Annotated in this window: 18 protein-coding genes; 4 read left to right on the top strand and 14 right to left on the bottom strand. The window is 41.7% G+C overall.

Going from position 1 to position 24749, the window contains the following annotated elements:
* Positions 1-180: 180 nt before the first annotated feature.
* Positions 181-672, bottom strand: a complete 492-nt coding sequence (locus tag QDI94_RS07170; protein WP_278868088.1) for an HD domain-containing protein — start codon at positions 670-672, stop codon at positions 181-183.
* A 244-nt stretch (positions 673-916) separates the two neighbouring features.
* Between QDI94_RS07170 and QDI94_RS07175 the strand changes: the two genes are divergently transcribed.
* On the top strand, positions 917-1756 hold the full coding sequence (locus tag QDI94_RS07175) for a DNA-3-methyladenine glycosylase family protein (RefSeq protein WP_278868090.1): 840 nt from the start codon (positions 917-919) through the stop codon (positions 1754-1756).
* Positions 1757-2000: 244 nt separating this feature from the next.
* Here QDI94_RS07175 and glmS read toward each other — a convergent pair whose 3' ends face one another.
* Positions 2001-3830 carry a glutamine--fructose-6-phosphate transaminase (isomerizing) gene (gene glmS, locus QDI94_RS07180; protein WP_176791043.1) on the bottom strand — a complete coding sequence of 610 codons (1830 nt, stop codon included), beginning with the start codon at positions 3828-3830 and terminating at the stop codon, positions 2001-2003.
* 18 nt (positions 3831-3848) lie between these two features.
* Positions 3849-5726: a polysaccharide biosynthesis protein gene (locus tag QDI94_RS07185; protein ID WP_278868094.1), complete on the bottom strand. Its 1878-nt coding sequence runs from the start codon at positions 5724-5726 to the stop codon at positions 3849-3851.
* Between the two features lie 240 nt (positions 5727-5966).
* On the opposite strand from QDI94_RS07185, the gene QDI94_RS07190 reads away from it, so the two are divergent.
* Positions 5967-6812: a metallophosphoesterase gene (locus QDI94_RS07190; protein ID WP_278868096.1), complete on the top strand. Its 846-nt coding sequence runs from the start codon at positions 5967-5969 to the stop codon at positions 6810-6812.
* Positions 6813-7133: 321 nt separating this feature from the next.
* Here QDI94_RS07190 and QDI94_RS07195 read toward each other — a convergent pair whose 3' ends face one another.
* The 4 genes from QDI94_RS07195 to QDI94_RS07210 are packed head-to-tail and all read right to left on the bottom strand — an operon-like array spanning position 7134 to position 11891.
* On the bottom strand, positions 7134-7553 hold the full coding sequence (locus tag QDI94_RS07195; protein ID WP_278475169.1) for a hypothetical protein: 420 nt from the start codon (positions 7551-7553) through the stop codon (positions 7134-7136).
* Between the two features lie 11 nt (positions 7554-7564).
* On the bottom strand, positions 7565-9517 hold the full coding sequence (gene srtB, locus QDI94_RS07200; protein ID WP_278868099.1) for a class B sortase: 1953 nt from the start codon (positions 9515-9517) through the stop codon (positions 7565-7567).
* Positions 9518-9540: 23 nt separating this feature from the next.
* Positions 9541-10722: a tRNA uracil 4-sulfurtransferase ThiI gene (gene thiI, locus QDI94_RS07205; protein ID WP_278868101.1), complete on the bottom strand. Its 1182-nt coding sequence runs from the start codon at positions 10720-10722 to the stop codon at positions 9541-9543.
* Between the two features lie 41 nt (positions 10723-10763).
* Complete coding sequence (locus QDI94_RS07210) at positions 10764-11891, bottom strand: cysteine desulfurase family protein (RefSeq protein WP_278868102.1); 1128 nt, start codon at positions 11889-11891, stop codon at positions 10764-10766.
* Between the two features lie 150 nt (positions 11892-12041).
* Between QDI94_RS07210 and spoVAC the strand changes: the two genes are divergently transcribed.
* Positions 12042-12497 carry a stage V sporulation protein AC gene (gene spoVAC / locus QDI94_RS07215; RefSeq protein WP_278868103.1) on the top strand — a complete coding sequence of 152 codons (456 nt, stop codon included), beginning with the start codon at positions 12042-12044 and terminating at the stop codon, positions 12495-12497.
* A gap of 67 nt (positions 12498-12564) precedes the next feature.
* Here spoVAC and QDI94_RS07220 read toward each other — a convergent pair whose 3' ends face one another.
* The 5 genes from QDI94_RS07220 to QDI94_RS07240 all read right to left on the bottom strand — a co-directional run bounded on the left by QDI94_RS07220 (position 12565) and on the right by QDI94_RS07240 (position 19504).
* The gene (locus tag QDI94_RS07220) at positions 12565-13329 is read right to left on the bottom strand and encodes a zinc ribbon domain-containing protein (protein WP_278868105.1); all 765 of its coding nucleotides are present in this window, start codon (positions 13327-13329) and stop codon (positions 12565-12567) included.
* 224 nt (positions 13330-13553) lie between these two features.
* Positions 13554-14918, bottom strand: coding sequence for a citrate/2-methylcitrate synthase (locus tag QDI94_RS07225; RefSeq protein WP_215639003.1), 1365 nt, complete (start codon positions 14916-14918; stop codon positions 13554-13556).
* A 287-nt stretch (positions 14919-15205) separates the two neighbouring features.
* Positions 15206-17461, bottom strand: coding sequence for an alpha-amylase family glycosyl hydrolase (locus QDI94_RS07230; protein ID WP_278418781.1), 2256 nt, complete (start codon positions 17459-17461; stop codon positions 15206-15208).
* A gap of 261 nt (positions 17462-17722) precedes the next feature.
* Positions 17723-18535 carry a Cof-type HAD-IIB family hydrolase gene (locus QDI94_RS07235; protein ID WP_278418778.1) on the bottom strand — a complete coding sequence of 271 codons (813 nt, stop codon included), beginning with the start codon at positions 18533-18535 and terminating at the stop codon, positions 17723-17725.
* A 225-nt stretch (positions 18536-18760) separates the two neighbouring features.
* Positions 18761-19504: a signal peptidase I gene (locus tag QDI94_RS07240; protein ID WP_101028703.1), complete on the bottom strand. Its 744-nt coding sequence runs from the start codon at positions 19502-19504 to the stop codon at positions 18761-18763.
* 148 nt (positions 19505-19652) lie between these two features.
* On the opposite strand from QDI94_RS07240, the gene QDI94_RS07245 reads away from it, so the two are divergent.
* Positions 19653-20183, top strand: coding sequence for a hypothetical protein (locus QDI94_RS07245; protein WP_278868108.1), 531 nt, complete (start codon positions 19653-19655; stop codon positions 20181-20183).
* Positions 20184-20233: 50 nt separating this feature from the next.
* Here QDI94_RS07245 and QDI94_RS07250 read toward each other — a convergent pair whose 3' ends face one another.
* Positions 20234-21478: an Ig-like domain-containing protein gene (locus QDI94_RS07250; RefSeq protein WP_278868110.1), complete on the bottom strand. Its 1245-nt coding sequence runs from the start codon at positions 21476-21478 to the stop codon at positions 20234-20236.
* A gap of 21 nt (positions 21479-21499) precedes the next feature.
* Positions 21500-24727, bottom strand: a complete 3228-nt coding sequence (locus tag QDI94_RS07255; protein ID WP_278868112.1) for an InlB B-repeat-containing protein — start codon at positions 24725-24727, stop codon at positions 21500-21502.
* Positions 24728-24749 lie beyond the last annotated feature (22 nt).

Below are 24749 nucleotides of genomic sequence, written 5' to 3' on the forward strand. Positions count from 1 at the left end.
GGTAAGGTCAGCTCCTTGAAAAAATCGTCATACATCCTTGTATACTGTCATTTATTCACTTTTATAATCATATAACCAACACCATTAAAATAACACTTTTTAAGGGCGTTGTCAAGCATTTTGAGATACTTTTTACACCACTTTTTCACGCTTAAAACACTATGGTAAATGAGTACAATTTTAGGGTATGAGGAACATTATTTTCAGCAGATTTTTTCCTGTATTTGTGCGGAAAATTTTCTCATATGCCTGCTCTGCTGCACTGCGGCTTGAATCGTCCTCGTAAAGGTTCACAAGGAAGTCTGCCTCTACCAAAATTCGGTACGGCAAAGTATCAATATTTTCATAGGTGTGGTGGTGTCCCACAAGGTAACAAACCTTGTCAATAAATGTTTTTTCGTAGCCGAGAGCGGCAAGCAACTTTTCAGCCTCACGGGGTCCTTCAAGTTCCTGATACTTTCCTGCGGAAGAATTATACTTTTCTTCGCTGACCTTTATGCCGATGTCGTGAACAATTGCGGCAATTTCAAGAAGCTCCTGTTCGTCGGCGGAGAGATTTTCGCTTTCGCCGATTGTCTTTGCGAATGAATAAACCTTGAGAAAATGGTGAATTCTTTTCTTGTCACTTCCAAAATATTCAACTGTTGCGGTTATTACTTTATCGGTTTTCATATTGTCACTCCTTCGATTTGCAGTATCGTGAAGCTCAAAAGCTTAACGCCCTGCAAATTTTTTATAAACACATTATATCATCGGAAATTTTGCAAATACAATTTTATGTCAATATCAAAATGCAATGTTTTATCCTTAACCGTCCGGCATCGGCTTCCCAATGAGGCTGTAATTTAAAATTTAGTATATCATAAATCTACCGAATGTGATATACTTTATTAAGAAAATTTCGGCGGTGAAAATTATGGAATGTATTGAACTTAACAACAAAATCAAAGTAACCGATGTGCATGACCTTGACCTTGCGCAGACTCTCGACTGCGGTCAGAGCTTTCGTTGGAAGCCGCAGGCTGACGGTTCATTCCACGGTGTTGCTTACGGCAAAAGCGTGAGCGTCAAACTTGACAAAACCGATATGTACATTGAAAATGCAACGGCTGACGATTTCAAGAATATTTGGTACAGCTACTTTGATTTTGCACTTGATTACAGAAAAATCCGTGAAGAAATCAGCACAATTCACCCCGTTCTGAACGAGGCGGCAAAGTATGCCCCCGGCATAAGAATTTTGAGGCAAGAACCGTTTGAAACGCTCTGCACATTCATTATTTCGCAGAACAACAACATCAAGCGAATCAAGGGCATAGTTGAGCGTTTGTGCGAAAACTTCGGCACACGGCTTGCCGACGGGGAATATGCGTTTCCGACAGCGGAAACACTTGCCACGCTCTCGCCCGATGACCTTGCACCGCTCAGGGCAGGATTTCGCAACCGCTACATTATTGACGCGTCACAAAAGGTTGCAAACGGCGATGTGAACCTTAACAGCTGTTTCACACTTGATTATGAAGACGCAAGAACAGAGCTTATGAAAATTACGGGCGTCGGCAAAAAGGTTGCCGACTGCACGCTTCTTTTCGGTATGCACAGGATTGAGGCTTTCCCGATTGATGTGTGGATGAAGCGGGCAATGGAAAAGCTGTTCCCGAATATGAACGGTGACGATTTCGGTCAGTACGCAGGCATCGCCCAACAGTATATTTTTCACTACAGCAGAATGCACCCTGAGTTGTTTGAAAAATAAAATACTGTTATCCGGCAAAGACCCTACAGACAGGCATTAACTTTCATATAAAGCAAAAATTGCATCAATGCCGTATCTGGCATCAATGCAATTTTTTTATCTGACTATAATCTCAAAAAAACTGCGGCGGCACACCGCCGACCAAAATTTTCCATTTTCAATTTTCAATTAAAAACAAGACTGCCGTTCGGGCAGCTCAGCCCTCACATTTTGCAGACTAACTTCCCGAACATAAAGCACCGTTTTATTCTACTGTAACGGATTTTGCAAGGTTCTTTGGCTTATCGGGATCAATACCTCTGTTGATTGATGTGTAATAAGCAAGAATCTGGAGCGGAACTACCGCTGTAATCGGCATAAGAAGCTCGTCTGTATGCGGAATTTCGATAACATAATCCGCAACACCGTCCTTGAGTTCTCTTGCACAGGCGTCTGTACAAACAAGAATAACCTTTGCACCTCTTGACTTAACCTCAACAACATTGCTGATTGTCTTGGGGATAATACCTGTCTGAGTTGCAACGGCGATAACCGGAACATCCTCGTCAATAAGCGAAATTGTGCCGTGCTTTAACTCGCCTGCGGCATAGCTTTCTGAATGAATGTACGAAACCTCTTTGAGCTTGAGTGAACCCTCCATTGAAAGGGCATAGTCAAGACCTCTGCCTATGTAAAGCAGGCTGTCGGTTGCAACAAGCTTTGTGGCAACGAACTTGCAGGTATCCTCGCAGTTGTCAATTACATACTGAACTGCCTCAGGCATTTTTGTAAGAGCCGAAACAAGTCGCTTGCACTCGGCTGTGCTGATTGTTTCCTTTGCAAGAGCAAGCTCAAAGGCAAAGAGATACATAACAGAAAGCTGTGTGATGTATGCCTTTGTTGACGGAACGGAAATTTCGGGACCTGCGAGTGTGTAGATGAGCATATCCGCCTCACGGGCAATTGAACTGCCCTTTGCGTTTACGATTGCAAGAGTTTTTGCACCCTTCTGCTTGGCAAGACGCATTGCGGCAAGGCTGTCGGCTGTTTCGCCCGACTGTGAAATGATGATTACAAGGTCGCCCTCGCCTACAATCGGATTTCTGTAACGGAACTCAGACGCAATGTCAACATTTACGGAAACTCTTGCGAGATCCTCAATAACATACTTGCCGACCATACCTGCATGCATGGCAGTACCGCAGGCAACAATTGTGATATTTTTGAAATCCTTGATTGTTTCTGTTGTGATGCCGCATTCCTCAAGGAACGGAAGTCCCTCTTTGATTCTCGGCATAATCGTTGTTCTGATAGCCTCGGGCTGTTCGTTGATTTCCTTAATCATAAAGTGCGGATAACCGCCCTTTTCGGCAGCCTCCATATCCCAGTCGGCTGTCTGAAGTTCCTTTTCAATCGGATCAAGGTGTTCGTCAACAAACGAAACACCGTCTGGTGAAAGTGTTACGATTTCATCATGGTCAAGAAGATAATAATCCCTTGTGTACTGAAGAATTGCGGGAACATCGGACGCAATAAAGCACTCGCCTTCTGCAACGCCTACGATAAGAGGACTTTCACGGCGAACCGCAAAAACTCTGTCGGGGAAATCCTTGAACATAATTCCGAGTGCAAACGAACCCTTAAGCTCAGCCATTACACTGTCGATTGTTTCAAGAGGATTTCCGTTGTATTTATAGTCGAGGAGCTGAGCAACAACCTCTGTATCTGTGTCGCTTAAAAAAGTTCTTCCCTTTGAGATGAGGAAGTCTTTAAGCTCCATATAGTTTTCAATAATACCGTTGTGAACGATTGTAACCCTTGCACCGCTGTGTGGATGTGAGTTTACATCCGAAGGCTCGCCGTGGGTTGCCCAACGGGTGTGACCTATGCCGACATGACCTTTCGGAGTGCCGACCTCTGCAAGCTTATCCTTTAAGTCCTGAAGCTTACCCTTGGTCTTTACGGTCTTGATTTCTCCGTTATCAAAAACCGCAATACCTGCCGAGTCATAGCCTCTGTATTCAAGCTTTGTGAGAGCATTAACAAGCACCTCACTGCAATCCTTAGGTCCTACATAACCTACAATACCGCACATAAAATTTCTCCTTTTCGGTTAATCATTGACCTTGTGGCAAAAAGTAGGTACAAGTTCTGCCAAAAGTTCAACTGTCTTTTCACTGTCATTGTTTTCTGCGGTCTTTTTAAGAACCTCAAGCTTTGACAGCATATCTGTTTCGTCTATTTTAATTTGATTTCCTATGAAAATTTTCTTGTTCTGTGTTGACTTAAGACCTTCTTCATCCATAAGAAGCTCCTCAAAAAGCTTTTCACCCGGACGAAGTCCCGTGAAGATAATCGGAACATCTTTGTACGGAACCTTACCGTACATTCTGATAAGGTTCTCGGCAAGGGTTGTAATCTTGACGGGAGCACCCATATCAAGAACAAAAATCTCACCGCCCTTTGCCATTGCACCTGCCTCAAGAACAAGCGAAACAGCCTCGGGAATAGTCATGAAATATCTGATAATGTCGGGATGTGTTACGGTAACGGGCGCACCGTTTTCAATCTGACGGCGAAACAGCGGAATAACCGAGCCGTTTGAGCCGAGAACATTACCGAATCTTGTTGTTACAAATTCGGTATCGGTGCTGTGCTGCGCCTTGTACTGAATAATCATCTCGCACGCACGCTTTGTTGCGCCCATAACATTTGTCGGATTAACAGCCTTGTCGGTTGAAATCATAACAAACTTCTTTGCCTTGTACTTTTCTGCAAGGGTTGCAACATTGAATGTGCCGAAGATGTTGTTCTTTACAGCCTCCTCGGGAACGGTTTCCATAAGCGGAACATGCTTGTGAGCGGCAGCGTGGAATACGAGTTCGGGGCGATATGTCTTGAAGATAAGCTCCATTTTGTCGTAATCACGAACCGATGAAATAAGCGTTACAAGGTTAAGCTTTGTGCCGTATTCAAGCACAAGCTCCTGCTGAATGTCATATGCGTTGTTTTCGTAAATATCAACAATGATAATTTGTTTCGGATCATTCTTTGCAATCTGTCTTACAAGCTCACTGCCGATTGAACCGCCGCCGCCTGTAACAAGACAAACCTTTCCGTTGATAAGGTCATGAATCTCCTTTCGGTCAAACTCAATGGGTTTTCTGCCGAGAAGATCCTCAATCTTGATTTCCTTTGCCTGTGAAATAAGCTGTGTATGCCCGTCATCAAACAAAAGCTCACCGAGATAAGGGATAATCTTGATTTTGCACTCTGTTGCGGAACAGTAGTCAAGAATCTTCCTCTTCTCTTCTTCCTCACATGACGGAATTGCAACTATAATATTGTCTATGCGGTATTCATCACATATTTTAACAATTTCGGGACAGGTTCCGACAACGGGGATTCCTTCGATTTTCTGATTCAGCTTTTTCAAATCATCATCGACAAAGCATACCGGAATAATATTTTTTGACGGGTTATTAACATCATTCTGCTCATTCGCATTGTGAATTTCACGGATAATCATCATGCCGGCATTGCCTGCACCCACAATAAGTGTACGCTCTCCGCCCTCTGCCCTTCCTGCCTCGGTAAGGTCAAGAAAAGCCTTTCTGAAAACAAAACGGAATGCAAGAATTCCGACAAGGGCTATTGCGAAATATACTATACAAAAAATCTTTCTCTGCGGAATCTGCAAAAACAACGAGATTACAAAGCCGAGCGTAAACCCCGAAAAGACGGCAATTCCGCACACCATATAGTCCTTTGCGTTAAAGTATCGCCACAATTTTGAATATGTTCCGCTTATATAAAGTGTAAACAGACACATTACAAGGTTGATAACGATGTAACTCAACAGTCCTTTGCTTGCAGCAGTGCCTATGTAACCGACAAGTGAGAGAATGTAATTTGCAAGAATACCGCTGACAACGATAATAAACACATCTGCGAGAGCCAGAAACATCTTACGCAAATTAATCTTCTTCATAACCCATACCTCTTCTGTTTAACTTTGTGTAAATTTCCCGAGTAACATATAAATACAATTATGATTCATTATACAACAGTGCAAAAGGAATGTCAAACAAAGCAATTCCTAAATCAATTTAAAATCCGACAACCGAAGCACAAGGAACAGTAATAATCAGACTTGTTCGACACACATTTGTTGACAACCGCACAAAACGAGCCTAAAATAATACCATACTAAATATGAATGGTGAATTAAATGAAAAAGTTTTTTATAATTATCGGAATAATAATTCTTGTAATTTTTATTGCACTATTTATTTGGGGCGTTTACTGTGACAACACAATTGCAATCACAAATTACAGCGTAAACAACACAAAGAACGACGCAAAGCTGAAATTCGTCGTCATCACGGATTTGCACAACAAGGAGTACGGTGAAAAGAACGCAGACCTTGCAGGGCTTGTAAAGGAACAGAATCCCGATTTTATCGCGGTTTGCGGAGATATGGTCAACCGTGGCGATCCCGACACAACGAAGATGAAGGACGTGCTGAAAAAGCTTGCGGATATTGCGCCCACATACTGCTGTCTTGGCAACCATGAGCGTGACAATGCCGCCGAATTTGGCACAGACTTTAAAAGTGAGATTGACTCAACAGGCGCCGTATTGCTTGACGATGAATATATAAAATTCACCAAAAACGGCAAGAGTGTGCTTATCGGCGGGATGAGCGATTACCCTTATTATGAATTCTACACTCCCGAGGACGATGTTCCGTCAAGAACGCTGTGGGAAGAATTTGCCGAAAAGGCAAAGGATAATTTCACAATTCTTCTGCACCACCAGCCCGAATACATTGCCGAGGATGCAAAGAAGACCGACATAGATTTGATTGTCTGCGGTCACACCCACGGCGGACAGATTCAATTGCCGTTCATCGGCGGAGTAATCGCTCCGAATCAGGGCCTTTTTCCGAAATATGACAAAGGCGAATTTGACCTTGACGGCACAAAAATGATTGTCTGCGCAGGTCTGAGCAACCACGTATTCATCCCCAGAATCAATAATCAAGTTGAAATAGGAGTAATAAACATAAGTTAAGGAGATTCAATGTATGCCTGCAAAAAACGGCTGAGTTTTTTAATTGATTTTATAAATGCTGCAAATGGCGTTTTCTCCGGTTCGAAATCATACGCACCGTCTTTTGCCCGTTTCTCTTGTACGGCTTTTCTTCATTATGAATTTCTCCTTTTCCCGATTTGAACCTGAGCTTTTTCTGCCGCAAGTTTAAATTTTACAGCTTTTTTGACACAAAAACATCCCCTTAAAGCGTCCTTGAAATTTTATCTTTTCAAGAATCTGCTTTAAGGGGATTATATCGTTTTACTTAGCTTTTTAACTGTTCACTTTTCACTGTCAGCTTTAATACTGCTGCATTACCGAGTTTGCCTTAATATACTTCTTAAGCGGACCGTGCATAATCTCTTCAATCTGAGCGGGTTCGTCGGGCAGAAGAACAAGCAGCTGGTTTGCGGCTCTGATGACATAACCGTCGTCACCGTATTCATTTTTCAGCTTTTTGCAGTCATTAACAGGGGTTTCGCACAATGCACGCGAGATTATGCTCTTTATCCCCTTTTCATCGTCAAATCCGAGTCCGCCGACAACAAACACGACATTCAGCTTTTTAAAAGCGTCTGTAAGCTCGACCCCGAGTTGTTCGGAATCGGTTGCAAAACAGGTTTTGACAAGCTCAAGATCAAGCTCCGAAAAGGACTTTTGCAAAGCTCTTTCGCAAAACGAGGTTTTGCGAGCAGCGAAAAAAACAAGCCTGCAATTCATTTTCCGTCCTCCTACTGTGCGTTTGCGTATTCGGGTTTCAGCGTTGCCTTAAATTTCGGTGCAATGCTCAAATTAGCCGTTACCTTTGTATAGTCATAGGTAGTATCCCAACCCTCAAAAGTATAATCGTAATACTCATCACTCGGTTTTTTCGGTATGGTCTTAGGCACAACCGCCGACTTTCCGTACTCAACCTTTTGCTTTGACAATACAGAACCGTCATAGTTAATGAAGGTTACATTGCAATAAACCTTTGCCTGAGTTGTAGGCTGTGGCTTCTTTGTTACAGTCTGACCCTTTTTGTCGGTTGCGGTTGTTGACTCCGTTGTTTTCGGAGTTACTTTCTGATTTTTAAAGCCGTAGTCTCCGTCATACCAAGTAATCTGACCCTTTTTGTAGGCTGTGTCAAAGTCTGTAACAGTCGGTCTTGTACCGCCGTAGGATGAATAATAAACCTGCGGCCATACAGCATTCTTGTTGAGAGATGCCTTTTTTACATCAACCTTTGTTGATTCACCTGCTCTCACCTTTCTTGCAACAATTACTGTTCTGAAATTTGTGAACTCATACGAACAGGTTGAAAGCGTAACAAGCTCATCATCCTCATTTACATCAACAGGACAGTTAAACAGCGAACGAATACGAACATTGTAGACATAGTTCATAAAATCCTTGTCATTTTCAAAGTCGCTTATCATATAGTTGAAGAACTCGCCGTGTGCGGTAAGAGTGTTTGTCTTGAACACAGAGATAATCTTATAAGTACCCTTGCCCTTTGGGGTGTCAAAACGGAAGGTCGGAACTTCTTTGTAGAAATCGAGATCCCCTGTTGTTCCGCCGAACTTCATAAGATCACCGAACATTGAACCGTCCTGAATGTGGTGAGAGTGAAGAACAAGGTTCTTGCCGTCTGTACCCTTTGTTGAACGGTAGTCAACAAACACACTGCCAAAACCGTCCCACTCATTCTTGTAGTTGTGGTTAAGGTAATACTGTTGCGGTGTGCTGTCTGCCTTATGCCACAAAACAGGATAGTCAATGTGGGTGTCCTTCATCTGAATCCAGCCGACAATTTCATCGTTGATTTTCAAAAGCTTATCCCAGTTGATTGTATCGTCCTTTTTCTTTGCAGGGGTTGTGTCGGAGTCATCAACACTGTGCGCAATTCTCTGAATTTCTCCGTTAAGCTCGGCATTTCTCAGGCTGAGGTAAATCATATTGTAGAACAACAGCGAAAGCGCCGTAAGGAACACAAGGAACGAAACCATTACAACACATTTTCGTGTAACCTCCTTTGCTCCGTCACCGCGCAAAGGAATATAGTTGTTGACAAAGCCTGTTTTTGCAGGTACAAATTCCTGATTGCTGAAGCCGTTCGGATAATCCTCCTGCGAATTTTCAAAATTAGACCTCGTGCGGATACAAGCAAGGCACACCATATCATCGGGATTTTCGCCTGCAAGCGATGATTTCGGAAGAACTGCAACCTGAATACCACGGTACATAAAACAGTAGCCGCGATAACCGCTGCCCATATCCTTAAGACTGAAAACTCTTGACTTTTTGCGGAACATTCTGTACTTGTCCTTGAGCTGTTCCATCTCTTCCTTGTCTGCCTTACGCTTTTTGGCATTGAGAAAATCAAGATTTCTCTTTCGCCAATAGTCCTTCGGCACGGGAGTATTCTCATACTTCTCGGATGCCGCAACAACCTCGGCAAACTTTTTGCGGAACGATGTGCTGTCCTTTGTTGTAAGAGCCTCTGCAATCACAACCTGATCAGGCGCTTTTTCGCTTTTCGCAAGCTCGTTAAGTGCAGAAATAATTTTAGAATATGAAGGTGAAACGCTTTTTACTTTGGTTACGGAAAAGCCGTTTTGTTCAAGCTTTTTTGCAATTTCACCGCTTGTTTGAGAAAGGTCAGCGGAATTTTTGCCCGTTAAGGAAAAAATCTCAACATTCATGTCAATTCCCCTTTCAATCAGTTTTATTCATCATCAGCCGAAATTTTTGTGACCTTGAGGTTTAGGAGAGCCTCTTCAACAAGAGGTTCAAAATTCGGCTTTTCCTGAGCCTCTTTTACATATTTGAGAACAGGTCTTGTACGGGGATGCTTCGGTGTGAACACGGTACAGCAGTCCTCATACGGTTCAATTGATATATCGTAGGTGTCAATCTTATAGGCAATGTCGATAATTTCCTGCTTATCCATACCAATAAGCGGTCTGAATACGAGCATATCGGTCGCCTCATCTGTACAAGAAAGCGCACCGATTGTCTGGCTTGCAACCTGACCGAGGCTTTCACCTGTGATAAGTGCCTGACATTCGTACTTTTCGGCAATTCTTTCGGAAATCTGCATCATCAGGCGGCGCATAATGATTGTGAAAAGCTCTTCGGGACATTCGTCCTTGATTTTCTCCTGCAGCTTTGTGAACGGCACGGTGTACATAACCATATCACCTGCATATCTGCTGACTCTGCGGAGAAGTCTGACAACCTTGTCTTCTGCTCTGGGGCTTGTGTAAGGCGGACTTGCAAAGTGAATTGCAGTAAGTCTGATACCTCTTTTTGCCATCATATAAGCGGCAACGGGGGAGTCAAGACCTCCGCTGATGAGGATTGCGGCTCTGCCGCCTGTGCCGACAGGAATACCGCCTGCTCCTCTTATAGGTTCGCCGTGAACATAAGCGCCGAAGTCACGGATTTCAACATTTACAACAAGGTCGGGGTTGTGAACATCAACCTTGAGATGCGGAAACTTTGAAAGAATTTCACCGCCGACCTCTCTGCAAATTTCGGGAGATTTGAGCGGAAATTTTTTGTCGCTTCTCTTTGCCTCAACCTTGAAGGTTTTAATATTGTTAAGCTGATTTTCAAGATATTTCGGGGCGGTTTTAAGAACGGATTCGATTGTTTTTTCACAAACAGCAGCTCTTGAAAAAGCGATAATTCCGAACACCCTCGAAACAATTTCGCAAGCCTTTTCAAGGTCTGCATCATCATCAAGCGGTTTTACATAAATTGTGGACTGTGCCGATGTAATCTCAAAACGACCGGCACTCCTCAACGCGTGTTTAAGGTTCTTTTTGAGAACATCCTCAAACGAACGGCGGTTAAGTCCCTTAAGAACGATTTCGCCGTCTTTCAAAAGTAAAATTTCCTTCATAAAATGTATTCCTTTATTTTAAATATGTATTCATACTATTCCTATTTGTGGGCAAGGGTTTTCAGTCCCTTTTCAATACCTTCACAAAGTGCGTCGATATCTTCCTCCGTATTCAGCTTTGAAAAGCTGATTCTCAGTGCGCTGTCGGCACGGTCACGACCGATATTCATTGACTCAAGCACATAACTCGGTTTGCCCTTTGCACAGGCACTTCCCGATGATACATAAACTTCGAGATTTTCGAGAAAATGCAGCATCGTTTCGCTCCTGACTTTTCCTGCCGAGATATTCAGCACATACGGAAGCGCATTTTCGGGAGAGTTGAGAACCACTCCGTCAATTTTAAGCAGCTTTTCCTTTGCGTAGCTGTTAAGCTTTGAAACATAACCGTAATTTTTATCTATGTTAAATTCACTGCACGCAACACCCATTGCGGCAATCAGCGGAATTGCCTCTGTACCGGGGCGGAGTTTTTTCTCCTGCTCACCGCCGTAGTGAAGCGGAACAAGCCGTACACCCTTTTTCACGAAGATTGCGCCCACACCCTTCGGGGCATGGATTTTGTGACCGCTCACGCTGATTAAATCCGCATGAAGTTTTGATGCGGAAAGCGAGATTTTACCGAAAGCCTGAACGGCGTCCGTGTGGCAGATTACATCGCTGTTCTTCGCCTTAACAGCGGAAAAAATACCCGAAATATTCATAATTGCGCCCGTTTCGTTGTTGACGCACATTACAGACACAAGAATTGTGTTTTCGTCAACATTTTCAAGCACATCTTCCTTGTGAATTGTGCCGTCCTCACGGGGCATAATACGGACAACATCAAAGCCGTTATCCTCAAGCTTTTTCGCAGATTCCATAATACTGCTGTGTTCAACGGCAGACACAACAATCCGCCTGCCTCTGCGTTTTTTAGCCTCGGCAACGCCGAAAACTGCAAGATTGTTTGCCTCTGTACCGCCGCTTGTGAAATAAATTTCATCGGCAGTTGCACCGAGCCTTCCGGCAACCTCTTTTCGAGCCTTTACAAGCTCCTGCTCGGCATACATTCCACGCAAATGAAGTGACGAGGGATTGCCGTAATTTTCGGTCATTATCTCAAACGCTTTTTCTGCCGCACCTTGCGACACCTTAGTAGTTGCGCTGTTATCAAGATAATGCTCCATTACTTTGCCCTCATTTCGTTTTACATAGCTGTACATACTAATAATTATACTACAGCAGTCAAAAAAAATAAAGTGATAATTCAAACATAATTGAAATTTATGTGGTAAAAATAAATACAAACTTTATTTTTGGTACAAAGGCGGCATTTTATGATTTCAAAAAAAGAATACAGTACGATTGTGAAAAATAATTCACCGAAAAGTAAATGTTTTGTGAACGGGACTAAGGCATTTTTCATCGGCGGTTTCATCTGTCTTATCGGACAGATTTTGACCGACAGCTATTCATTGCTTGACATCGGCAAAGATGATGCAAAAACGTTGACTTCGGTAACGCTGATTTTCATAGGAATTTTGCTGACGGCAATCGGTGTGTACGACAAAATTGCAAAACACGGCGGTGCAGGTACGCTTGTTCCGATTACAGGCTTCGCAAATGCGGTTTCTTCGCCTGCGATTGAGTTTAAATCCGAGGGATATATCGCAGGACTCGGTGCAAAGCTTTTCATCATTGCAGGACCTGTCATAGTTTACGGTGTTACCGCATCGGCTGTTTTCGGAGCTATTTTGTGGATACTGCGTATGTTCGGGATTACCTTGTTCTGACTTTTCAATAATTTAAACCGCAAAAAGAGGTGTCGCAAACGCTGACACCTCTTTGTCTGTTATTTTATTATCTTTTCTTGTACAAAACAAGTTCGGTATTTTTGCCGTTTTCTTCATAAGTTGAAATCAGGATGAAATCCGTATTTGCGACAATTCCGAAATATCTGTCACCGCCGAACTCACATTCAAGCTGATTTCCGAGATATGTTGCGTTGTCATCCAAAAACTTAACCTTGTTGCCGTTCGGAAGTCTGTATCCAAGATTGACATAACTTCCGACAAGCGCATTCAGCTTTGTAAGTTTTGGCATACCCACAACATTCAAGGCATTTATCTCGTCAATCAGAGTATTTTTAAATTCCTCAAAAGCCTTGTTTCCGCCGAGTTCCTTATATCTTTTCCAATAGTCGAGCTTCGGGAGTGTTCTCAACAGATACTCACGCACCTCTTTTTCGGAATGTTCCTCGTCAGCCATATTTTTGACGCAGACATCAATCAAATCATCCATATCGCTGTACATATAATTTCCGTCGGCATAACACCACTTGCAGTAGTCTTCGTTCATAAAGCCGTCTTTTTCTCTGCTGATAATCTCATCTTCCAACGGCATACCACAGCATTGACATATCAATTTTCGGGGTGAACCGAGCAGGGTATTGATTGACACATTATACAGTTTTGAGAGAAGTTTTAATGTTTCCGTATTCGGAACCGTGTCGCCATTTTCCCAACGAGAAACCGCCTGTCTTGTTACAAACAGTTTTTCAGCCAGCTCATCCTGAGAAAAACCCGATTTTGTTCTTAATTTCAATAAAATTTCTTTTGTATCCATAGCCGTCACCTCTTGATTATATTATAATGCAGAGCGTGATTTTTCACAAGCAACCTGCTGTTGCACGGTATGCTACCGTTCCCTATTCGTGAAGATAGTTTGATATATAAACAAATATGTTTCCCGAGCGTAACACAGTATTTACCTCTGCAACTCTGTAAGGGCGATCCGCCGTTCCCTATTCGTGCAGACAGTTTGATATATAAACAAATATGTTCTCCGTATTACCTGTCTTTCAAATCAACATATTCCTTGTTTTCTGAAATGCTCATATATGCAGGACGGATGATTTTGCCGCAGTTGATAAGCTCCTCGAGTCTGTGTGCGCTCCAACCGGTGATACGGGCTGTTGCAAAAAGCGGAGTATAAAGCTCACACGGAATATCAAGAAGACTGTAAAGAAGTCCGCTGTAGAAATCGACATTTGCGGCAACTCCCTTGTAGATTTTACGCTTTCTGCCGATAACCTTCGGAGCCAGTCTTTCAACTCTCTCATAAAGGTCAAATTCATCATTGTGACCTTCGGCAAGCGCAAGCTTTTTAACAGCACCGTGAAGAATCTGCTGACGGGGGTCGGAAATTGTATAAACTGCGTGTCCCATACCGTAGATAAGACCTTTTTTATCAAAAGCCTGCTTGTCAAGGAGCTTCTCAAGATAATCTTCAAGAGCGTCCTCGTCCTCCCAGTCCTTAACATGCTTTTTGAGATCCTCAAACATATAGTAAACCTTAACATTTGCACCGCCGTGCTTAGGACCTTTGAGTGATGCAAGTGCCGCAGCTACTGCCGAGTATGTATCAGTACCCGAAGATGTTACAACATGTGTTGTAAATGTTGAGTTGTTACCGCCGCCGTGTTCCATATGGAGAATGAGCGCCATATCAAGAACCTTTGCCTCAAGCGGAGTATAGTGTCTGTCGGGACGAAGAAGCGACAGAATAACCTCGGCTGTTGACATTGTAGGCTCTGCACGGTGGATATAAAGGCTGTTATCACGCTGATAGTGATTATATGCGTGATAGCCGTAAACCGACAAAAGAGGGAATACGGAGATAAGCTGTATACACTGTCTTAAAACATTGTCGATTGATGTATCGTTAGCGTTCTTATCATAGCAGAAAAGTGTGAGAACACTTCTTGCTATTGAATTCATCATATCGTTACTTGTGGCCTTGAGGATAACATCACGAACAAAGTGCTGAGGAAGGGTTCTGTACTGAACGAGAAGCTTCTTAAAATCTTTAAGCTGTTCTTCGTTAGGCATATCGCCAAAGAGAAGAAGATATGTAACCTCTTCAAAACCGAAACGGTCATCCTCAAGAATACCGTCAACGATATCCTTTACATTATAGCCCCTGTAACGAAGCTCACCCTCGCAAGGAACAAGCTTTCCGTCAACAAGCTTATTCTGTGTGATTGTAGAAATATATGTAAGACCTGTGAGAACACCCTTACCGTCAAGGTCACGCAGACCTCTTTTTACATTGTACTTACTGTATAAATCTGTATCAATAACGGAGTTATGCGTCATTTTCTGAGCCAGAGCATGAATCTGCGGTGTAACATCCGAATACTCGCTGTTTGTCATAAAAAACACTCCTTTTTAAAATTCACAATAAATTGAAACTATATTTTATGTATTATAGCACATTTTTAAAAAAAAGAAAATGTACAATTCTTGCAGAAGTGTCACATCTATTTTCACTCTTATATGTAGAATTTGCATAATTTTCTGTTTTCTTATTCATTGCAACGCAGTATTACGAATATATGCCCTTAATTGTCCCGAATTTTGACGGATAAAAAATGACAATCCTTCATTTTGACAAAAAAACGGAGCAGGAAAACCTGCTCCGTAAAAACAACATTATTTTATTACTTGAGATATGTACCGTTAGTACCGATCTGACCGTCAATGCCGGTGAAACCGTCTGCACAGCAAACATAAACTCTCATATTAGCCCTACCAACAGAAGATACTGTAAGTGTGCCGTCTGTAACATACTTAACATCGCCTGTAACTGCATCAATATACTTACCGTTAGGAAGGTTCTTGAATGTAGCACCGCCTGAGATAGTTACACAAGCAAGGCTGTCTGTAGCGCCCTGTGTGTAACGGCGAACGAATGCCATATTACCGTCAACATAAGTCTTGCTTCTTGTATACTGACCCTTCTGAAGTGCAGGAACTGCTCTTCTGATTTGGTTGAGCTGCTGAATATGAACAGCGAGAGGTGCTTCAAGTGTGCTTGCAACAGCACCGCTTGCATTAGTATATGTACCAAAGTCTGTAGCTGTTACGTCGCCCTCGAGGTAGTCACCGAAGTATGCACGACCTGTTGTTGCAAGAGGTGCGTTAGGACCAACATCCATAGGAACACCCTTCTGGAACTCAAGCTCAGAACCGTAGTAAAGACACGGAATACCACGGAAAGTAAAGAGTACATCAAGGTTCTCTGCCCATGACTGTGTACCGCCATCGTAACGGCTGTCCATATCAGGACCGTAGTCGTGAGAATCAACATATGTTACATTCCATGATGAGTCATTGTAGTACGGATCTTCTTCACAAGCACGGGTAAATGCGTTGCTTGCATTTGAGAAGTTCCAATGCATCGGGAAGTCGATTACGCTTGTGCCGTTTGCCTTGCTGTAATCAGGTGTGTGATACTTAAGACCGTCAAGATAAACATTATCAGATGTTGGCTGATTTGCTGTACTTGCGTTGCTGTCATAGTGCTTAAGTGTAAGATCAATATTTGAAGCCTGATCATTTGTAAACGAATTGATGTACTGGCTGTCTGATTCAGCCCATGTATAGAACGGAGCTGAAATTGCAGGAATGTTGTGGTTCCAGAACTCACTTACACGAGTACAAACCTCACCAAAGATGAAGAAGTTTTTACCGCCTGTCTTGAGCCATGACGGGAAGTAATACTGGTTAAGTGTAAGTCTTGAAACGTGCTTTTCAGTATCAAGTCTGAAAGCGTCAACGCCCATGTTGATATAGTTGTTATAAACATTGTTAAGGTATTCTGCAACTGTAGGATTCTCTGTGTTGATATCAACGCAGTCACCGGCAATCTGACCTGTCTGTACAGTCGGGCTTTCCCAGCTGAGGTCTTTGAAGTGGTGATAGTTGTTTTCCGTGTCGTGATTACCGGAGTCAAGCTCCTTAGTATCCTTCATGATATTAAGTCTTGCGGCATACTGATACTTAGGCTCAAGGTCATCGTAGTTCGGGAATGTTTTAGCAAAGTCGCTTCCCTCAATAACCTTCATGCAATCTACAGAAGCAAGATCCTGAATTGAGTCGTATTCCTTTGTAAACATAGGAGCAAGAGTTGCCTCACCGAAGTTACCTGAATGGTTAACTACGATATCCTGAACAATCTTGATGCCCTTTTCATGAGCGGCATCAATAAGATCCTGATATGTAGCGCCGTCGCTCTCATAACGAACATCAACTGTTGAGAAGTCCATTGCATGGTAGCCGTGGTAATCGTAGCCCGATGCGTTTGTTACAACAGGAGTAATCCAGATTGCGCTGAATCCGAGAGCCTTGATATAATCGAGCTTGTCGATAAGTCCCTTGAAGTCACCGCGCCATGCGGGATCGCTGTCGGGGTTGTTTGCCTGTGAGTCATCCCAGCAATGAACATCGTTACCTGTGTCACCGTCATAGAAACGGGTTGTGATTACAAAATAAATTGTGTCTTCACGCATGTCAACACGGTCAAAATCCTGCATATCCTCAGGATTTTTGCTTGACCATCTTTTATTTTTATACCACCACTCGCCTGTGTTTCTTGTGAGCTCGGCAGACTGCTTTCCGTTTGTAACAAACATCATATTGATTTTTGTTACATCGTTGAAAGTGTACTTGTAGTAGTTGTTTCCCTCGGAAGTCATCTTAACGCCGGGGTACTCCGTGCTGATGTTTTTCGGAAGGCTGTTCCAATAATAGATTGTGGGCGTGCCTTCCTCACAGTAGTAATGTACTGTGATTGTGCTTGATGCCGAAGTGTCGTTGTCGTCATCTGTATTAGCCGCACTAACGGACATAACAGATACCGTACAAATTACGCAAATCGACAAAATCAATGCTAGCAATTTTTTAATTTTTGCCATAGATTTTCCTCCTTTTGTTATATTTCGTACAACATAACATACAATCATATTATAATTTAGAGAGTAAATTTCATTTTTCTTTTACGGAATAATTACAAAATTGATATGCCAAAGATTAGCCCCCTAATTTGGCTATTATATACAAAAAGGAGCATCAATTTCCATTTCACGCATTCCAACACGGAATTGCTGACGAAAACGACACTCCCATAGCCTTCCCTTTTCAATTTTCAGTTATTTTTAAAACAGAAAGCCTTGCGGTTACGACTTCAAAATATATTTTTCAAGTGTGTTCGCAATTCCGTCCTCATCATTTGACTCGCAGATATAATCGGCGATTTTCTTAATATCAGGCTCAGCATTGCCCATTGCAACGCCAAAGCCTGCGTAGCCGATCATAGTCATATCGTTATAGTTGTCGCCGAATGCAACAAGCTCGTCCCTTTTCATTTTGAGTTTATCAAGCAGCAGCGGAAGCATTGAGCCTTTAGTAACGCCAAAGGGCATAATTTCAAGAAAATACGGCGCGCTCTTATACACATCAAGCAAACCGTCGTAACGGTCTGCAAGAATTTTCTGATACTTATCAAGCTCATCGGGTTCGCCTGCAAGAAGAATTTTGTTGATATCAAATCTTACAGATGAGATAAAATCGTCAACAACAACCATTTCAGCCTTGATAACGTCCCTTTCAACATAGGTATAGTCGTTCACCTTGTTGTCAGAGATAATTCTCCTGTCATCATAGGTGTTGATTGTAATGTTTGAATCCTTAAGAACATTTACGATATCGGGAAGATATTCAAGCGGAAACAGCTTGCTCACCATAGTTTCGCCTGTTTCGCAGTTGATAATCCTGCCGCCGTTAAATGCCATAATAAAACCGCCAAAGCGGTCAAGCGCAAGGTCCTTTGCAATCGGCATTATTCCTATGGGATGTCTGCCTGACGCAAGAATGATTTTCTTGCCCTGTTTCTGCGCCTCCATAAGAGCATATCTTGTACGGGGAGTAATCTCCTTTTGGGAGTTTGTCAGCGTACCATCAATGTCAAGCGCTATTAATTTGTAATCCATGAAACCACCCTTAACATATCAATTTCTAAACACAATCAGTATGTTACGGTCAAATTTGACCGTATAAAATATAACACAAATCGCCCAAAAATGCAACTAAAAAGCCGCTTTTAGCCCATATAAAAGCTATTTTTACCATTTTTTCGCTTTGTCTTTTTTGCCAACAAAAAACGGACGAAAAGAGAATTTTCCTTTCGTCCGAAATTAAATATATTCAGCTTTTATTTATTCTTCCGATTTTGTATCGTTGTCGGATTCAGTCTTTTGCTGCAATTTTTCCTTCTGCAAACGGTCTATAATTTCATTGATGTCGCTGTCCTTCGGTGATTTGTCATGTCCCGTAAGTATGCGGATTATAACGACAAGCTCATCAATGAATATCAGCAACAGCGCCGCAATAAAAATCAGCAGTCCCCACGGTGAGAAGAAAAGGTTGTACAATGTGTCAATGAATCCAAGCTTGCACACCATAATATAAAGCACATCTTCGGTTGAAATTTCCGGGTCGGGAGTATCGTTTGCAATGCCCTTTGTCTGTAGCTTATATGTGCCGTCAGCTGTTTTATACGGTGCAACTACAACCTTATGAGTCACAAGAAGTCCCTCGGTCTGTCCACTGCCGCGATAGGTGATAATATCGCCGACCTTGAGGGCGGTCGGATTGTCAACGCACTTTCCGAGAATAACATCGCCGATCATAAGCTCGGGCTGCATACTGCCCGTTGAAACTCGTAGCACGGAATATCCGAAAAGCGAAGGTGTTTTTCCGTTCACCTTTGAACCCATAAACACAATTACGGTCAGCACAAGTATTGCAAGCACTCCCCAGCAAATTATATTTTTAATTATCCGCAGGGTTTTGCGGAGCTTTGATTCATGCCTTTTCTTTATTCTATTTTTTGATTTGGGGTGTTCGGTTGTTACAGATGTCACTTCAACCGCATTTTCAAAATCGTTATTTTTATCCATAAATTCCTCCACGGTGTGCCACCGTTCTCAGTTCGTGTAGACAGTTTGTCAAATTCAAAACATATTCGCCCGAGCGTTATTTTGTATCGGTCTTTACTTTCATTCATATCGGTGTGCCACCGTTCCCGGTTCGTGTAGATTGTTTGCAATGTGCGAAACATATCCGCCCGAGCGTTATTTTGTGGTTTGCGTAATTATTCGTGGCGGTGTGCCACCGTTCCCAGTTCGTGAAGACAGTTTGTTAAATTCAAAACACATTTCGCCCGAGCGTTACTTTATATCGGTCTTTACTTTCATTTATATCGGTGTGCCACCGTTCTCAGTTCGTGAAGACAGTTTGTTAAATTCAAAACATATTTCACCCGAGCGTTGTTTTGTGGTTTGCGTAATTATTCGTGGCGGTGTGCCACCGCTCTCAGTTCGTGAAGACAGTTTGTCAAATTCAAAACACATTTCGCCCGAGCGTTGTTTTGTGGTTTGCGTAATTATTCGTGGCGGTGTGCCACCGTTCTCAGTTCGTGAAGACAGTTTGTTAAATTCAAAGCATATTTCGCCCGAATGTAACATTGCAATCGTTCGTACAAACACAAGCTATCCGTTAATGAACATATTTTATATAACGAAAATGCGTATATATTCGTCAAAACGGGCGGATTTTATTCTCTGCCGCCGATTATAAATTATAATAAAAAAGGGCTGTAAAAACAACCCTTTTGGAAATTTAAAATTTTAAAGTGAAATTTGTACATCGCCAAGTGAATATGCAGCGCCGGATGCTGTATCGTTTTTGATATACCAATACACCTTTGTAACAACAGGATCGCTGTCGGCTTTGCCTTCAATCTTCATATTCGTAACAATCGGAATATACGAGCTTTTAGCCGGTTCATCACTTACGGTAAGCTCACATTTTGCAGTTATTTTATCACCGTACACACCCGTAGATGTAACTGTAACAGTAGTCTTGCCTGCCTTTTTGGCAATAACTTGACCTTTACCGTCAACTGTTGCAACATCAGTCTTTGACGATGTGTAAGTAACTGTACCCTGTGCCTTTGCGCTTAAATCAAATGTCTTACCTACTACAGCTTCTGCATTAGAATAAAAACTTGAAATTCCGGCAGCTTTAGCAAGCTCACCATTCACCTTGGTCTGTTCATAAACGGTTCGGAATTTATTGTCCCAATGAAACCACAATACAGTATTATATGTATCTACATTAGTATTATCACTGCCTTCGCACCATTCTTTACCACCAACTGTATTCTTTTTGTACATTTTTACATTATTATAATTATATGGGATTGTACAATAAGAAATATCATAATTAGCTTTAAAATTTGAATAACCTGGTGTAGCAAGAGTATATTCCACATCTGATTTTAAAAAGCTATTATTCACGCCTGCTTCAACGGCGCCCTGACCATTCCAACAATGCAGAAAATAATCACCGGGATTTAAACTATTACGGTCAGCTTTCAAATTTTCGGGTAAAGAATCAGCAGTAACAAAACCAACATACACATTCTTCTTATTCACATTACACTGTGTCTTGGAAACATAGGATGTTTGTGAATCGGAGGTAAATCTCTTGTAGGTTCTGAGGGGGCTGTTCACACCGACAGAAAGGGTGTTACTATCCGAATTATTAAGGAACAAAGAAATTGACTGCGGTGCATTTCCCGTGTTCTTTACCTCTGTACAGAAATATTTTGTTTCATGGGCGGAAACAGTTGTCAAACCACTAAAATTAAACGGATCAGTACTATACTCACTGCCGTCATCTTTTGTAGCAACATAAGTAACAGCAGTAATATTTTCTCCGTTGGTCACATTGTAATCTCCGCGCCAAGAAAGGGAGTCGCCCTTTTGCACATCAGGACGATTAAACCACGAAAAAGTCGTAGTTGTTCCACACAACAAACACAGTACAAGTCCGAGTACAATAACAAGTGTAAATTTAGATTTCTTCATGGTTTCACCTCCGTTGAATTTTTAATATGTGCTCCAGTCGCCACCATTGAAATCATTATTTACTGTAAACAAATTTTTACTTTTATCTATAGAAGTATTAAATTCATTATGGTGACCACCCAAAGCAGCTCTTGACAAATAAATAGTATCCTTATCTGTTGGAATACTCAGTTTCCAATAAGGTTTTCCGTCTTTAGTCACCTTAGTGCAATCAGACTTAAATGAATCATCGGTGCTGAATCTATAGGCAAGTACAGCACTATCATGGTCAAACCACGAGCAATTTCCGGTATAAACATATATATCTATGTTAGCAGTCTTACCTGGAGTATATGATGTCCAATAGCCGGTTGAACTTCCTCCGTTATTTGGAGAAGATGTTATAACATAACAATTATTATTGTAATCAATTGTTATATCAGAAGTCTTATTCCAAACATAGCCATTCCAATCTTCCGTTGGGAAATCGTTCAAATTTTTGCTCGGATCATATCTTACAAAAATTACTTGCTTCCATTGATTATTATCTAAAGCAAAGCTGTAATAATTGTCATAGTCAGTTTTAGATACTTCAAGCCATTTCTTATTGCCATTATCATCCCAAACATACGCTGCAAGTTTCGCCTTATCACCTGACCACAAGCCTCCATCATTAAGGTAAAATGTAACGTTTGTCTTCAACTCAAACTTAGCATACAGAGTGATTCCATTGTTTACATTATTTAAGGTTATAGGTGAAACAGCGTTGTTTTCATTGAAATACGGTTTATTACAAGCCTCGTCCGTATACCAACCGACAAACTTATAACCGTTATTGGCACTTGCCTTAACTGTTACATTTTCGCCCTCCATAACGGGAGCTTTCGAAATTTTATCGGCTTTTTCGTTGCCAACCTGTACAGTACCGGCTGTAACAACATTTCCGTTGTTGTACATCGCTTTGGCTTCTACCGTATACAAAGCCTTAAATCTTGCATACAGTGCATATGTCTTTACATCAGAATATTGTATCGTCATTTTTGTAGAATAGACGCCGTTATCTAAGATACAATCTTTAACCGCTACCTTCGGATCTGCTGCATCTTTACTCTCATACCAACCGATAAAAGCATAGCCGCTTTCAGGCTTAGCATAAAAAGTTACTTCTCCGTTACGATTTACCGTTGTTGTTACTTTCGACGCATATTTATTATTGTCAAAAGACACCTTACCGGCTTTATCAAAGGGAGCATTATTACCGTGCTGAGTGTATGCTTCTACAGTATAAGTATCAACTTTGAATTTCGCATACAACTTCTTGGAAACCTCAACATTAGCCAATTCATATTTATCGCTCGAACTCTCCGAAATACTCTCACAGGCTTCATCTGTGTACCAGCCGTCAAAAACATATCCGTCTTTAGCTTTTGCGTAATATGTAACTGTGCTGCCCTTAACAGCATTGAGTGTAATGTGTGTTCCATCGTTGGAATCTACAGTCGAGTTTTGGTTTCCACACTTAATTTCAACTGAGCCGCCATTTGTGCTTTCAGAAAGGTTTGCACCGTCATATGTTCTGACATAAGCCTCAAATGTCAACGACTCAACATAAACGGCTGTAAAGTTATAGTTACCAGAAGCTGTCGGGGTAAAATAACCGTTGCTGTCAATGCCGTCTGCCACGGCACTTGTATCGCTGTTTACCCAGTTTTTCAATACGAAACCTTTTTTAGGATTTGCTATTAGCTTAACCTTTGTACCTGGGGTTACAGAAATTGTAGTACTTGTCAAACCATCATAACTAACTTTAGGATCTCCTGCATCTTTCTTGCCTGCAGTAACAGTAATAGTAGCAGGTGGATCCCAATAACCTGTTGTAGCAGAAGTAACAACAAAAAGCGTTGAATTGCCTCTGTTAGGAGCAGGAATTTTATATGTATTACCGTTATTTGTAAAAGAAAAAGTCATGTTGTCTGCCTTTTCCTTTGCAATATAACCGACCCAGTTTTTCTTGTCAGCAGTAAATGGCATTCTAACTTTACTGTAAGAGTCATTTTTATCCGGAACCATATATACACTTGAAACATTGCCTGTATCAGGGAGTACATCGGCGGTTTTGCTTGAAACACTGATTTCAATCACTTCGCCCCATGTACCGTATCCGGCGTTACTGTTATTATGATCGCCATAGGCGGTGTAGTACATACTGTCGCCTGAATTGAGCGACTTCATATCAGTAGTCCAAGTAACACTTCCCGAGGTGAACTTAACTTTTGTACCGTCAGCGGCGGGTGTATAATCACAGTAATATGTATGCGACTTCGCATCAAACTTCATCGCTACAGAAGTTCCGCTACCCTGCTGAAATGTTACATTCTTTGTCCAATTTTTTGTGGTATCATTTACAGTACGGTCAACAAAATACACTTTATTGCCTTTTTTGTTCTGAGTTACAATATTAACGTCAGTTATTGAAACAGTTTTACCGGCATATGCAGTAGCCGCCTTATCATCCTGAAGCCACACTTTAATATTTATTGTTTTACTGCTTCCTCTATCAACCCGAAACAACTCCGTTGGTCTAGGTTCAGAACTAACAACAAAATCGCTAAAAGCTTGAACATTCTCAGGAGCGTTAGTGCCATCTGCTTTATTTACAACATTTCCGTCACCGGCATTAGAACCGCATACAACCGTATTTTGAGTATCGGTATCTGTAATTGCCATTCTTACAAGGTTTCCTGAAACATTTTCACCACCTATAGTTATCTTAGGTACTTGATCAAGGTAAAATTCTGCATGATCCGCTTTAAATGTTTCATCAACCTTTACATTAAATGAAAAGTCAATATAATTAACATTCTTATCATTTACATCCGCACATCTGTAAGAGCCAACACCAAACTCAGAAGCACCTGAGTTCTTTATTGGAAAAAATATATTTTCACCGTCAGCACTTGAAGCCGAAGCAAGATGCACTCCACCCGCAGCACGGAAATATTTAGTCAAGTCAATGATTTTGTTTGAATAACCATCACCACTGCCAATATCGGCATTAGTATAAACATAGTTGTCAATTTTTGCGCCCTCAGCTTTAATTGTGATTGTTGAAATAGTTTCAACCCAAGCCGAAACGGACACAACCGATATGGCGAGTACTTCAACAAGTGCCACCATAGTGAGTATAAAACCTTTTCTTGTTTTTTTATTCTTGCCAAATGCAAGTCTGTTTTTCAAATACTCCATTAAAAGAGCAAGTCTTTCTCTCATCGTGACACCTCCTTAATGTGTT

Source organism: Ruminococcus bromii, assembly GCF_928721825.1.
GTDB classification, from domain to species: Bacteria; Bacillota; Clostridia; order Oscillospirales; family Acutalibacteraceae; genus Ruminococcoides; species Ruminococcoides bromii.